Raw genomic sequence first — 13,191 nt, 5'->3', positions numbered from 1 at the left:
ATAAAAAAACATATCACATTTTAATGTGATGTTATTGTTCTTCCTCTGCACGTTTTAAAATAGCTTCAGGTAGCGATTTTTTAGCTTTAGCACCCATTTTTTTGAGTTTTTCAACACTTGTGATGAGGTTACCTCGACCGTCAACCAATTTATTCATAGCTGCCGAATAATCTTTTTTGGCATCATCAATGCGTTTACCAACTCCTGTTAGGTCTTTCACTAAACCTTCAAATTTATCGTAAAGAGCTCCTGCCTGTCGTGCAATTTCCAAGGCATTGCGTTGTTGTTTCTCGTTGTTCCACATGGTGTCAATGGTACGTAATGTAGCCAACAGGGTAGATGGTGTTACAATAACAATGTTTTTTTCAAAAGCCTTGTTGTAAATGCTGTTATCTTCATTAACGACTACTGCAAATGCAGGCTCAATAGGAATGAACATGAGTACAAAATCGGGAGATTCAATATCATATAAATCTTGGTAGTTTTTTGATGAAAGTTGCTCTACGTGTTTACTAACAGAATTTACATGTGCTTTTAAAAATTGAGGCCTGTTATCTTCGTCGGCATTTACCATACGTTCGTAATCGGTAAGGGATACTTTAGAATCTATAATCATTTTTTTACCATCTGGTAAATGCAAAACCACATCGGGCATTACACGCGAATTATCATCTCTAGTAAAACTTTGCTGGACAAAATATTCACGATCTTTTTCTAACCCTGACTTTTCAAGTACACGCTCTAAAACCAGTTCTCCCCAGTTTCCCTGCATTTTGCTGTCACCTTTTAAAGCTCGAGTTAAATTGGTAGCCTCTTTGGTCATTTGCTGATTAAGGTCTTTTAATCCTAAAAGCTGTTCTTTTAAGGCCGAATGCATACTAATGCTTTCCTTTTGGGAAGCCTCTACCTTCTTCTCGAAACCTTGAATTTTTTCTTGTAGCGGATTTAAAATATTTTTGATGTTCTCTTTGTTCTGTTCGGTGAACTTGTTTGATTTTTCCTCAAGGATTTTGTTAGCAAGTAGCTCAAAATCTTTACGCAATTGTTCTTGGCGCTCTTCTAATTCTTTATCTCTTTTTATGCTTTGTTGCTGAAGGTTTTCGTATTCAGAATTTTTCCTGGCTAACTCGGTATTTAGAAACTCTTTCTCACCACGGATTTCTTCCCGTTCTGATTCCATCTTGGAAAGGTTCTCTTTTAATTCAGAGATTTGATTGCTAAAATTAGTTTGCTGTTGTTCTTTTTCCTTTTCGGAAATTAACTTTAAATCGTTTAATTGTTGTTGTAAATTAGAGTTGCGTTCTTCTAGGGTGCTTTGTTCGCTTTTATTCTTCAATTTCGAAAAGTAATTCCCTAAGAAAAAGCCTATTACAGCAAAAATTACAGCTGCCAAAATTATGATAAGATTATCGTTCATGAATTGGAAAAGTATATATCCAAATATAAATGATTTATAAGCTCTCACAAAGGCATGGAGATGCAAAGTATCAACATGACTTAATTTAAAAAGAATGTTTTATTATTTGTAGCTGCTATTTGGTATTCACTACTTTTTAACCCTAAAACTTCCAGTGGTTTCATCAAAAGCAATTAAATCTTTCGGGAATAATTTATTAAAAGTTCCTTCGGATATTAAGTTGCAGGGCTCATCTGAAACGACTTTGTCTTCTGTCATAACAATCAGTTTATCACATAGTTGAATGGCCAAATCAATTTCATGAGAAGAAAACAGAATGGTCTTGTTGGTGTCCTTGGCTAAATTTTTAAGAAGTTTTAAGATATAAGCCTTGTGATACATGTCCAGATGCGTGGTAGGTTCATCTAAAATAATCAAGTCGGTATCTTGCGCCAAGGCTCTTGCAATCATCACTTTTTGAAGTTGTCCGTCACTTAATTCAAAACATTTCTTATGCTTTAAATCCTTAATATTTATTTGATTAAGGGCTTTGTTTACAATGTCTACATCTTCATTAGAAAGGTTTCCAAGCCAATTTGTATATGGTTGTCTGCCGAGTGCAACCAATTCAGAAACTGTGAAATTTTTCGAAGGAAGGGATTCTGTGAGTACTAAACTCAATGATTTGGCTAGGTTAATGTTGGAGTAATTATTTAGGTCTTTGTTATTAATAAGGATGTTACCTTCAAGTTTAGGTTGAACACCAGTTAATGTTCTTAAAAGTGTTGATTTTCCAATACCATTAGCACCAATTAAACCAATTAATTCTCCTTTGTGTAACTCAATATTGATGTTTGAAGCAATAATAGATTGCTCCTTTTTAGAAGTATACCCAATTGACAGATATTCTGTTTTTAAAACGATATTTGTTTTATTTTGACTCATCTTCAAAATATCAAATTCCAATTAGTAAATTCCAAAAAAAAGTGGGGCATATCAAATCTTTGGTTTGGAATTTTGTTATTGTTGTGTTGAAATTTATGCATAATAATTAAAACATCATTTTTCGTTTTCTGACTAACAACCAAATAACAATTGGTGCTCCAAATAAAGACGTTATTGCATTTATTGGAAGGGTACTGTCGCTACCGGGAAGTTGTGCTATAATGTCGCAGATTAACATAATTATCGCACCAAATAAAAAAACAGCTGGAATTAATATTTTATGGTTAGAGGTGTTGAAAACTTGTCTTGTTATATGCGGAATAGCTAGGCCTATAAAGGCAATAGGACCAGCAAAAGCTGTTATAGTTCCAGCCAATAAACTGGTTGCAATGATTATAATTAACCGGCTTTTTTTAATGTCTATACCCAAACTTTTGGCATAATTCTCACCAAGAAGTAGCGTGTTCAAAGTTTTGATTGAAATGATACTAAAAAACAAACCAAGACTATAAATTACAGATAATACAAGAATTTCATTCCAGTCTAGATTTCCTAAACTGCCAAAGCCCCAAAAGAAGAATTGTTGAAGTTCTTCAGCCGAACTGAAATAAGAAAGCACATTAACAGCAGCTGCAGAAATACTGGCGAACATTAGGCCAATTATCAAAATAGCCATCGTATCTCTTACTTTTGAAGAAACAACTAAAACGGTTAGTAATACTAAAAAACTTCCCAAGGTCGCCGCTACGATTAAACTCCATTTTGAAGCTAAGATGCCTAGGGCAATGCCTCCAAATAAAGGAGCGCCCATGGTAACTAAAGCAACCCCTAAACTGGCTCCAGAGGTAATACCTAGTACAAAAGGTCCAGCCAAAGGGTTTCTAAATAACGTTTGCATCAATAGCCCAGAAATTCCTAAACCAGAACCAACAATTATAGCTGTTATCGCTTTTGGAAATCTGTAATTAAAAATAATTTGCTCCCAAGTAGGTTTAGAGGCACTACCAAATAAACTTTTAAAGACTTCAGGTAATGGCACGTAGCTAGAGCCTATACTTATGTTTAAAAAGAAAACAGCAACCAGTAAGAGTGCTAGTATTATTAAAGAATTGGTATAGGAACTATTTTTTGTCAATTATTCTAAGCGTTTGTAGAAGTAGGATTCGTAATTGGGTAACAACTCAGGATGTGCAATATTAATAATATCTTTTAAAATGATATCAGGCCTTAGAGGACCTAATTCGTAGAAAATCAGTCCGCCGCTAGGGCTTTCCTGTTTTGTGTATGTGTAGATGTTACTGTTTTTAAAGGTATTAAAATATGTATAACCTTTATGCTGTTCTGCCATTTGATCTTTATTTTCGAAAGAACCAGCTCCAATCCATAACTCGGCGTCGTTGGCCTTTAAGAATACATTTTCAAAATTAAGCTGTAAACTACCGTTGCTACTATCATGTTTCCATAAATAGTTTGTATTGGCATCCTCCAAATACTTGGCGATAAAGCTTTTGCCTCCAGGGATATTCCAAACGTCCTTGAACATAGAACCAGAGAAAACTACAGGCTTTTTTCTCGAATTAGAGGCTAGCTTTTTGGCTTCAGTATAATTGAATTCAATTTCAGAAAAAATACTGTCAGCTACTTTCTCTTTGTTAAAGAAGGCTCCGATAAATTTAATCCACTCGGCACGCCCTAATGGATGTTCTTCTGTCCAAGCACCATCAAGAACTACGGGGATGTTAAATTTTTCAATTTGATTTAAAACCTTGTTGTTTCCGTTTACCGAAAAACCAATGACTAATTCGGGTTGTAAATCTAGGAGTAATTCCATATTGATGTCTAAATCGTTGTTCAAATCCTTTATTAAACCTTCTTTAACCCTTTTTCGAGTCTGTTCAGAAGAAATAAACTTGGTACTTGGGAAGCCCACTAATTTGGCGGCTTCATCTAAATATTCCAATGCGGGAATATTTGTTGTAGACATCGCAACAATTTTATCTATAGGTGTTTTTATTACAATTTCGTTTTCAATTTCGGTAGGTATATCGTGTCCTTTCTTTACTAAGTAGTAGTTAAAGGTGTCTTTGCTTTTTGGCCATGGTGAAATCACTTTAATTTCTTTATAATCCTTAAAATCTGTTATTTTGAAACCCTTGGCGTAACTTAAAGATAGGCTTGTGCTATTTTTATTTAATGGCATTTGTTTAACTTGTTTTTCTTTTTTACAAGAAAAGAACAGTAAACATAAAAAACTACAAATAATGAAGTGCCGCATGGATTAGAATTGAGTATCAAAGGTCAATATTTTTTTTGTAATACCGTACACATAAGGTTACATTTGAGCGATTAAAACAGATCTAGCATGAATTTTTTGTGTTCTTGGAGTGGAGGAAAAGACAGTTGTTTTGCTTTTTATAGAGCTGTTAATTTAGGGTATCGACCCAAAGTGCTTCTTAATGTTTTGAACGAACTTGGTGAGCGTTCACGTTCTCATGGTATTCCTAAAAACATATTGCAAGCTCAGGCGAATGCTCTTGGTTTGCCAATTCATTTTTTTAATAGCACTTGGGAAGATTATGAAGTTAATTATATTAAGAAATTAATAGCGTTGGAAGGGCAATATCCAATTACTCACACAGTTTTTGGAGACATTGATATAGAGTCTCACCGGGCTTGGGAAGAAAAAGTGTCTAAAGCCGCTAACCTTAACGCTGTTTTGCCTTTATGGCAAGGTAAAAGAAGCGATTTGGTTTTGGAAATGATTGACTCCGGTATTGAAGCTATCATAGTTTCTTGTAACGAGGACTTAGGGCCCGACTATTTGGGAAGAGTGGTTTCTAAAGCGCTTGTCAAAGAACTTGAAGACAAAGGAGTTGATGCCTGTGGTGAAAATGGGGAGTTTCATACCTTGGTGGTAAATGCACCTTTTTTTAAATCTAAAATCAATATTGAAATTTTAGAAAAGCAATATAACGGCAATTACAACTTCGCCCTATTGAAATTGCTATAAACAATCTTAAACTTCTGCACGTCCTCTATTTTTAAGTTTTCGGAAAAAACAATCTCTTATTAAAAAATACATGTTACATTTGCACCGAAATTTGGTTTGGCAAAATCGATATAATGAGCACCTAATTTTAGGTAAACGATAATGCCGATTAAAAGGGAATCTGGTGAAAATCCAGGACTGTTCCCGCAACTGTAAGTTTATGCTGAATTTGTTTCAGTACCTCAAATGTGAGGGTGTTACTTACTTCAAAACCACTGGCGTCAGGCTGGGAAGGTGAAGTAACATCAAATGAGTCAGGAGACCTGCCAATTTCAAACAAATAAGTTAAACTTTCGGGATAAAAGTTTGCGCATTATAATCCATGCGATTCTCGAGTAATTATTCATTAAAATGAAAAAAACGAATGTTTTTGGCTTGCTCTTTTTGGGCGTGTCATTGGTTGGATTTTCACAACAAGAAGTAGATTCAACAAAAGTAGAACAGCTTGACGAAGTAGTTCTTACAGATTCACGATTTGCACTAAAACGTGAAAATTCTGGTAAAACGGTTATTAAGATTTCACAAGAAGAAATTGAGCGTAACCAAGGTCGAACCATATCTGAACTTATTAGCACAAAATCTGGTATTGAGGTGAACGGAAGTAGAAGTAATGCCGGACAAAATTTAGGCGTTTACGTTCGTGGAGGTAGGAATCGTCAGGTTCTTGTTTTAATCGATGGGGTTCAGGTAAGTGACCCATCGCAGATAAATATCGAGTACGATTTACGTTTATTGAATCTTAACCAAATTGAATCCATAGAAATTATCAAAGGAGCTGCTAGTACGTTGTATGGAAGTGGTGCTGCATCTGCAGTTATCAACATCACAACAAAAAGAGCTGGTGATAAGAAAATTAATGGGGTGTTTTCCTCTAGTATTGGTACGAATCAGTCTGAATCTGACCAAAATTATAATATATCAGATTTCAATAATAATGTAGCAATAAGCGGGACTTTGAATAAATTTACTTACCGTGCTGCTTTCAATAATAGGTTTGTAGATGGTCTCTCTGCTGCGATAAGTGAAACCGATGAAAAAGATGCTTTTTCTCAGTATGGCGTAGATGTTAACCTTGGGTATAATTTTAGTGAACGCTTTTCATTAAACGTATACGGTAATTTTACAGACACGAATTCGGATATTGACGGTTTCGATTCAAACTTTGCATTAGTAGATACACCAGACGAGTTTAACAGTATTCAGCATAGGGTTGGTGTTTCTTCTAAACTAAAATATAATAACGGTAGTCTTAATTTAAATGCGGCCTATAGTGAATATGAAAGAGAGTTTATTTCTGCTTTTCCATCTGTGTTTACATCAAAAAACTATGTAGCAGATATCTTTAATAAGTATGTTTTCAATAAAACATTTTATACGATTGTAGGACTAAACGCAACAGAAAATAAAGCTGTTTTTTCTGAAGAACAGACTTTTAAAATAACAGATCCTTATGCTAATTTTGTTTACATTTCCGAATTTGGATTGAATGTTAATGCCGGTGCTCGTTTAAACAATCATAGCGAGTATGGGTCTCATTTCACCTATAATCTTAATCCATCATTTACAATAAAGAACGAAAAGGGGTATACTAAACTTTTTGGTTCTTACAGTACCTCATTTATAGCACCATCTTTATCGCAATTGTTTGGGAATTTTGGAGCTAACCCAGACTTAGAGCCCGAAGAAAATATAACAATAGAGGTAGGGGCAGAACTAAAGTTAAGTAAAGACTTTTTGGTTAGCGGATTATTCTTTAATAGAAAAGAATCTAATACGGTGTTATGGATTGATGGAGGTTATCAAAATGCTGAATCAGATTTAAATGCCAGAGGTGCAGAAGTTGAACTTAGTGCGACTCCATTAAGCAAATTATCTGTTACAGCTAACTATACATTTACTGAATACAAAGAAAGTGAAGCTAGAAGAATTCCTAAACACAAGGCAAATCTTTTGTTAGGTTATGATTTATGTGAATCTACATTTGCATCATTGTCATATCAATATGTTCATGACAGATTTGAAAATGCCTTTGTGCCAATGTTAGATAGTTTTAGTTTGGTAAATCTCTATGTAAGCCACAAAGCCATGAAGGGCAAAATAAATTTCTTTGCAGGCCTTGATAACTTATTGAATGAAGATTATGAAGATGTGCCTGGTTATGTAACCAAGGGAAGAAACGTAAGGCTTGGCTTTCAATTAGGTTTGTAACACTTTATCATGAAATACGATTTAAAAAATATGAAGGGGTTAGATATCTACCTATCTACCTTGAATAAAGAAGAGTATGATGTGGTTTCTGCTAAAATTTCTGGTATTCATAAAGGTATAACACCTCTTATGAGCTGGGATATTTACAGTGATCAATATTTTAGGTCGTTAAATGAAGCAGAAAGAATTCAGGATATAAACCAAGTAAAATCTTATGCTAAAAAGTATAATTGGCAGGATAATGTAGAGTCTATTTTTGAAAAAGAGGTTTTTGAAGCTATCATTCTAACAGATTTAAGCCAAAATATAGTTTGGGTGAATAAAGGATTTTCTAAAATGACGGGTTATGCCAAGTCTGATGTCCTTAATAAAAGACCAGGTTTACTTCAGGGGGCTAATACTTCCAGGACTGCAAAGTCGAAAATAAGGTCGAAATTGAGGGGAAGTATGCCTTTTAAGGAGATTATTACAAATTACAGGAAAAATGGAGATCCTTACGAATGTGAGATAAAGATTTATCCGTTATTTAGTAATAATAATAAAACCCATTTTATTGCTTTAGAAAGACAAGTGGGATAGCTGAGTTTACTGCCCATTTAAATATTTAAAAACCTGTTAAGTCTTAGGCTTAGCAGGTTTTTATTTTGGAATTAAATCACAATACCAAACCCCGTAATTTTCAGCATCCGACTTGCAAACAGAATCATCTGTATTGGGGTTTTTATATTCTCGATAAACTTTTTTTCCTATTGAGAAATCAATTGGGGTTTTAAATATGGGGCCGTCGAAACAAAACGTGTGAAACTCCCCATTTTCACCACAGGGGTCTACCCCTTCAGGCAGATTATCTATAAAGTTTTTATCTATAACAGTCCCAACAAAATCCTCATTAAAGTATTTTGAATTAGCGCATACAATAATGGTTTTAAAACCTAGTTCCAGAAACTCATTCAACAGCGCTTTGGTATCTCTTTTCCATATGGGGAAAACAGCTTTAAAACCTTGTTTTGCCAATTGGTCTTCGCGGTATTGTCGCAAATCTTCTAGGAAAATATCACCAAAAGCCGAGTGTGTAAACCCTTCAGATTTCAATCTAGAAACTGTTTCGCTCATTTTTTGCTCGTAAGTTTCCATATTGGGCATTTCAGGAAGTTCAATTAAGTTTGATTTGATTCCTATAGATTCGGTCTGAGCAACGAGTAGTTCGTTTCTAAGTCCATGCATGGAAACACGATTGTAGTGACCATTAACAGTTGTGATTAGCTCTTCAACAGCATAGTTTTTGTTTTGCAATAAGTGATATAATGCCAAGGCCGAATCTTTGCCTGAGCTCCAATTAAAATAGGTTTTGCGTTTTTTCAAAAGGTTAAATTTTAGTCGATGATCATACCGCCTTGATGGCGAATAAAATCATCGCTATCTTTTATTGGGTTGAAGTTAAATATTTCAGATTGAGCTTTGATTGTATTTAATTTTGTTGAAGAATTTTCAATTTCAGCTAGCGCTAGGGCTAGAAAGGGTTCATTCTCATCTCCAATGATGCCATAATTGAGCGCACTCTCCCAAAAGTCGATGTCAGGAACTAAACCGTTATTTGGTACGCTAAGGTTGTCTTTATTCACACCCTCGGCAATTAGTGGTTGCATGGCATAAGTGTGATTTGGATTGGCCCCTTGTCGCCTATAATTGTTATCGGGAGAGTCGTAAATGGTTCGGGATGCTTGTGTTTTTCCAGTAGTATTCGTACCAATTTGAACGACATCTATGTAGGCTTTAAGGCTGTTTATGAGCCCCTCACTGGCAGAAGCAGAGCGTCCTGTAGCGAGAATATAAATTTTGTTCAGCTCAAGACTATTTAAAGCGTCGCCATTCTCTAGTTTGCTTGTAAAATTATAATCGGTTGCTTCGAAATTGCTGTTATAAACTAATCGCTTGAACAATTGTCCGGTGAATTGCCCAGTAATCATACTCGCTAAATCAGTTTCAAGTGAGACGCTTCCGCCAGGGTTGTACCTCAAATCTACAATTAGGTGTTTTATATTGTTCGCTTTAAAGTCATTAAATACGTTGTTAAGTTCCTGGGCGTAACCAGCAGTAAACCCGTTGAGCATTAAATACCCAACATTTTCTCCATTAACGTCATAAATGTTGGTATTGAAAATGGGATTTTCGGTATATTCAGACTTAGTTAATAAAATATCTTCATTTCTTGTTTCAATGGTATCATCACTCTCGTCAGTTGTATTTTTGTCATCGTATACCCCTAAATTGAGTGTGTAGCTAGAATTGTTGAAAATATCTAGATTATTATCATTTTCAGAATTAAAAAATAAATCCTCACCATTAACTGCAAAGAATAGGTCACCCCGCTTTAATCCTTTGTTATCGGCATCGCTATTGGGTAGCACGAGTCTTACCACACCAAAAACACCATTGTTGCTGTTTGGTTTAGAAAACAAACTAAATTCCATACCGTTGGTTCCGCTAATACCTTGAAATTGTCTTTCTAATTCAAAATAATCGTCTACTATCCAACTAAACCGATCAATCGTTTCGCGATTGTAGATTAAGCTCTCGAATAATTGCTCTGGTGAACTAAACGAATTGAGATAGTTGTTGTAATTGTCGCTTAAAAAAAGGTCGTTATCGAGATCTGGTACATTGTCTTTGTATAAATAAAAGACATTCATCCCTCTGTAGACAAAATCATTTATTTCACTTGTAGTGACAACATTGTCGTCATTATCCGTGAAACAACCTGAACATAATAGTGCTACGAGACCTAAATGAAGAAATACTTGTTTTCTGGGGCTCATGGATTTTTAGGTTACTCTATAACAGGTAAGCGTTCTATATACATTTCATTACCCAGAGGAGAAAAGTCTTTAGAATTTACTACAACATCTACAGCAGGTGAGGGTTGTCTATCTAATTTGTTAGGTGTGCTCTTAGTTGTTGAACCTGTAATCAATTCAATAGCTTTTGCCAAAAACGGCTCGTTAACATCACCTAAAGTACCCATGTTCAAGAAGTCTTCTCCTTCTGCAACACCCGACGATGTATTGTAAGTAATAAGATGGTCTGGAGTTAACCCATTAAAATAATCGGTTATACCATTAGCATTGGCAGATTTATAAACAAGAGGTTGAAGCGCATAAGTATGACCCTGGTTAACATTGTCTTTAGAGAAATCTGGTGAGTCGTACAAGGTTACAGATGCTGTATATTTTCCGGTTGTACTCGTTCCTATTTGCACAACATCTATGTAAGCGTCTAATCCATTTATGATGAGTTCGCTCGCAGATGCAGAATTTTCAGTTGTTAAAATATAAACTTTATTTAAGTTGAGCGTTTCAATTGGAGTGTCATCCAATAAAGTTGAGGTGAATCTATTTAAAAGCCTGTCTGGAGCATTCGCTTCAAAAAAGGCTTGATATTTGTCGTTCCATATTTCTTGGATTAGAACTTTTCGTCCAAATTGCCCCGTAATCATACTGGACAGAATTACAGCTGAACTTACTCGCCCTCCTGGATTGTATCTTAAGTCTAAAACAAGGTCTGTGATTCCTTGGGATTTAAAGTTTCCTATTGCGGTGTTAAGCTCGTCATCAAAATCTGCTATAAAACTATTGTACATTAAGTAACCAATTTTAGATCCTCCCGTTTCAATAACTTTATCAATCAGGATAGGGTTTTCGGTAAATTGGCTTTTAGTGAGTTCTACAGTTTTTCCAGAAAGTGAAATGGAGTTATTGTTTATTTCTGCCAAACCGAGCGTATATCTGCTATTATCTCCAAACAAAAGGTTTATGTAGTTGTTAAGGTTAAGTTGCTGTCCGTCAACTTCTAAAAAAAGGTCTCCGCGTTTAATATCTTTTGAAGCAGCATCAGAATTGTTGGCCACATATCTTACATAACCGAAAATATCATCAGAACCTGATAATCTTACCAATCTAAAATCTAAGCCATTAGAAAGGGAAATGCCTTGAAAAGAATTTTCCAATTCCACATAATCATCTACCAAAAAACTAAATTTATCTACAACGTCTTTTTGATATAATAAACCATCAAACGTTTCTTCTGGTGAGTTAAAACCATTTAAAAAACTGTAGTAATTATTTTGATTGTCGTCTTTATTGTCTGCCAAATCGGCTACGTCTTGTTGCCATAGATATATTTCATTTAGACCTTTCCATACAAAATTATGAATAGGGTTGTCTAATGAAACCGGAATTGGTGTATCTGGATCTGGAGTGTCATCCTCTTCGGTTACAGGGTCGCTTTTACTGCATCCCACCAATAAGATGACAAAAGTTAATGAATAAAACACTCTTAGCATTGTGTATATGTCTCTTTTCATAGCAATGAATTTTAAATAAAACCCTAAAATTACTTACATTATTGTATAATAAAAAATAAAAAACATACTTAATTGAAATAAATTAGGGTAAAAATTATCAAGCATTAGTTTAAGTAGTCTAAAAATAAGCGAAAAAATTTCATTTTTATAGAATTTTAATTTCACGTGTAACAAAATAAAAAGTGACTCGTCGTAATAACAAATAGCAAAAAAAGGCTATTCAAAAACCAACCCAAAATGACTCAAACAGAGTTTTTAAATATTGTTATGCCCTTTAAGGATAAGGTGTTTCGTTTGGCAAAACGATTGCTGGTATCGACCGAAGAGGCAGAAGATGCAACTCAAGAAGTTCTTTTGAAATTGTGGAACAACAAAGCGAAAATTCAGGAGTATAAGAATGTGGAGGCGTTTTCAATGACCATGACCAAGAATTTTTGTTTCGATAAATTAAAATCTAAGCAGGCGCAAAACCTAAAGATTGTTCACACAAATTATGAAGAGAAAAATACGCCGTTACAAAAACAAGTTGAGTTAAACGATAGTGTAAGTTGGGTCGGGAAAATAATAGAAGTATTACCAGAACAGCAGCGTATGATTGTTCAGTTAAGAGATATCGAGGAATACGATTATGATGAGATAGCGAAAATGCTCGATATGACCAATACAGCTGTGAGGGTTACCTTGTCTAGAGCAAGAAAAGCAATAAGAGAGAAATTAACAAAAACACATAATTATGGTGTTAGATAATATAGAAAAGTTACTTGAAAAGTACGAGAACGGAGAAACAATTCTTAAAGAAGAGCAGCAGTTAAAAAACTATTTTTCGCAAGAAACTGTAGCGCCACATTTAGAAATGTACAAACCCATGTTCCAGTATTTTTTGGGAAACCAAAAAGAACAGTTTACTAAAGACGTTCCATTAAAAAATAAGAAAATATTTAATTACAAATGGATTTCTGTCGCAGCCGTAGCGGTTCTTATGTTAGGGTTTTACTTTGGTCAACAAGACAATTGCAATGATTTAGGTACGTATTGTGAACCCGAAGAAGCTCTTAACGAAGTATCTAAACAATTGGCTATGATTTCAGGTCATTTTAACAAAGGTACCCAAGCAGTTAGTTATTTGGGTGAAGTTGACAAAGGAACAGCCACTTTGGGATACTTGAACGAAATAGAAAATTCGACCAGTATTATTTTTAAAAAGTAACAAAAACACCGAATTACATTCGGTAC

At 34.7% G+C, this 13,191-nt stretch carries 12 protein-coding genes and 1 riboswitch; of the genes, 5 read left to right on the top strand and 7 right to left on the bottom strand.

Going from position 1 to position 13,191, the window contains the following annotated elements; all coding sequences use genetic code 11:
• Positions 1–31: 31 nt before the first annotated feature.
• The 4 genes from rmuC to M0214_RS02355 all read right to left on the bottom strand — a co-directional run bounded on the left by rmuC (position 32) and on the right by M0214_RS02355 (position 4,541).
• Positions 32–1,417 (bottom strand): DNA recombination protein RmuC, encoded by a 1,386-nt coding sequence (gene rmuC / locus M0214_RS02370; RefSeq protein WP_248723877.1) that lies wholly within the window; start codon positions 1,415–1,417, stop codon positions 32–34.
• Between the two features lie 129 nt (positions 1,418–1,546).
• Positions 1,547–2,341 (bottom strand): ABC transporter ATP-binding protein, encoded by a 795-nt coding sequence (locus M0214_RS02365; RefSeq protein ID WP_248723876.1) that lies wholly within the window; start codon positions 2,339–2,341, stop codon positions 1,547–1,549.
• Between the two features lie 106 nt (positions 2,342–2,447).
• The gene (locus M0214_RS02360; protein ID WP_248723875.1) at positions 2,448–3,476 is read right to left on the bottom strand and encodes an iron ABC transporter permease; all 1,029 of its coding nucleotides are present in this window, start codon (positions 3,474–3,476) and stop codon (positions 2,448–2,450) included.
• The gene (locus tag M0214_RS02355) at positions 3,477–4,541 is read right to left on the bottom strand and encodes an ABC transporter substrate-binding protein (RefSeq protein ID WP_248723874.1); all 1,065 of its coding nucleotides are present in this window, start codon (positions 4,539–4,541) and stop codon (positions 3,477–3,479) included.
• A gap of 162 nt (positions 4,542–4,703) precedes the next feature.
• Here M0214_RS02355 and M0214_RS02350 point away from each other — a divergent pair, with 162 nt between their 5' ends.
• The 3 genes from M0214_RS02350 to M0214_RS02340 all read left to right on the top strand — a co-directional run bounded on the left by M0214_RS02350 (position 4,704) and on the right by M0214_RS02340 (position 8,177).
• Positions 4,704–5,351: a diphthine--ammonia ligase gene (locus M0214_RS02350; protein WP_248723873.1), complete on the top strand. Its 648-nt coding sequence runs from the start codon at positions 4,704–4,706 to the stop codon at positions 5,349–5,351.
• Positions 5,352–5,463: 112 nt separating this feature from the next.
• Positions 5,464–5,676: riboswitch (cobalamin riboswitch) on the top strand.
• A 65-nt stretch (positions 5,677–5,741) separates the two neighbouring features.
• Positions 5,742–7,598: a TonB-dependent siderophore receptor gene (locus M0214_RS02345; protein WP_248723872.1), complete on the top strand. Its 1,857-nt coding sequence runs from the start codon at positions 5,742–5,744 to the stop codon at positions 7,596–7,598.
• A 9-nt stretch (positions 7,599–7,607) separates the two neighbouring features.
• Positions 7,608–8,177: a PAS domain-containing protein gene (locus M0214_RS02340; protein ID WP_248723871.1), complete on the top strand. Its 570-nt coding sequence runs from the start codon at positions 7,608–7,610 to the stop codon at positions 8,175–8,177.
• A 60-nt stretch (positions 8,178–8,237) separates the two neighbouring features.
• Here M0214_RS02340 and M0214_RS02335 read toward each other — a convergent pair whose 3' ends face one another.
• From M0214_RS02335 to M0214_RS02325, 3 genes are read right to left on the bottom strand one after another with little or no spacing between them, the layout of a single operon-like run.
• Positions 8,238–8,960 (bottom strand): diphthine--ammonia ligase, encoded by a 723-nt coding sequence (locus M0214_RS02335; protein ID WP_248723870.1) that lies wholly within the window; start codon positions 8,958–8,960, stop codon positions 8,238–8,240.
• A gap of 11 nt (positions 8,961–8,971) precedes the next feature.
• On the bottom strand, positions 8,972–10,414 hold the full coding sequence (locus M0214_RS02330; RefSeq protein ID WP_248723869.1) for a S41 family peptidase: 1,443 nt from the start codon (positions 10,412–10,414) through the stop codon (positions 8,972–8,974).
• 11 nt (positions 10,415–10,425) lie between these two features.
• Positions 10,426–11,958 carry a S41 family peptidase gene (locus M0214_RS02325; RefSeq protein ID WP_248723868.1) on the bottom strand — a complete coding sequence of 511 codons (1,533 nt, stop codon included), beginning with the start codon at positions 11,956–11,958 and terminating at the stop codon, positions 10,426–10,428.
• A 237-nt stretch (positions 11,959–12,195) separates the two neighbouring features.
• Here M0214_RS02325 and M0214_RS02320 point away from each other — a divergent pair, with 237 nt between their 5' ends.
• Together M0214_RS02320 and M0214_RS02315 are read left to right on the top strand one after the other, a co-directional pair.
• On the top strand, positions 12,196–12,705 hold the full coding sequence (locus M0214_RS02320) for an RNA polymerase sigma factor (RefSeq protein WP_248723867.1): 510 nt from the start codon (positions 12,196–12,198) through the stop codon (positions 12,703–12,705).
• The gene (locus tag M0214_RS02315) at positions 12,692–13,165 is read left to right on the top strand and encodes a hypothetical protein (RefSeq protein WP_248723866.1); all 474 of its coding nucleotides are present in this window, start codon (positions 12,692–12,694) and stop codon (positions 13,163–13,165) included. The genes M0214_RS02320 and M0214_RS02315 overlap by 14 nt, the downstream gene beginning before the upstream one ends.
• The last annotated feature ends 26 nt before the right edge of the window (positions 13,166–13,191 follow it).

This window comes from Seonamhaeicola sp. ML3 (genome assembly GCF_023273855.1).
In the GTDB taxonomy this organism is placed as follows: Bacteria; Bacteroidota; Bacteroidia; order Flavobacteriales; family Flavobacteriaceae; genus Seonamhaeicola.
This window is presented reverse-complemented; position numbering and strand designations above follow the sequence as displayed.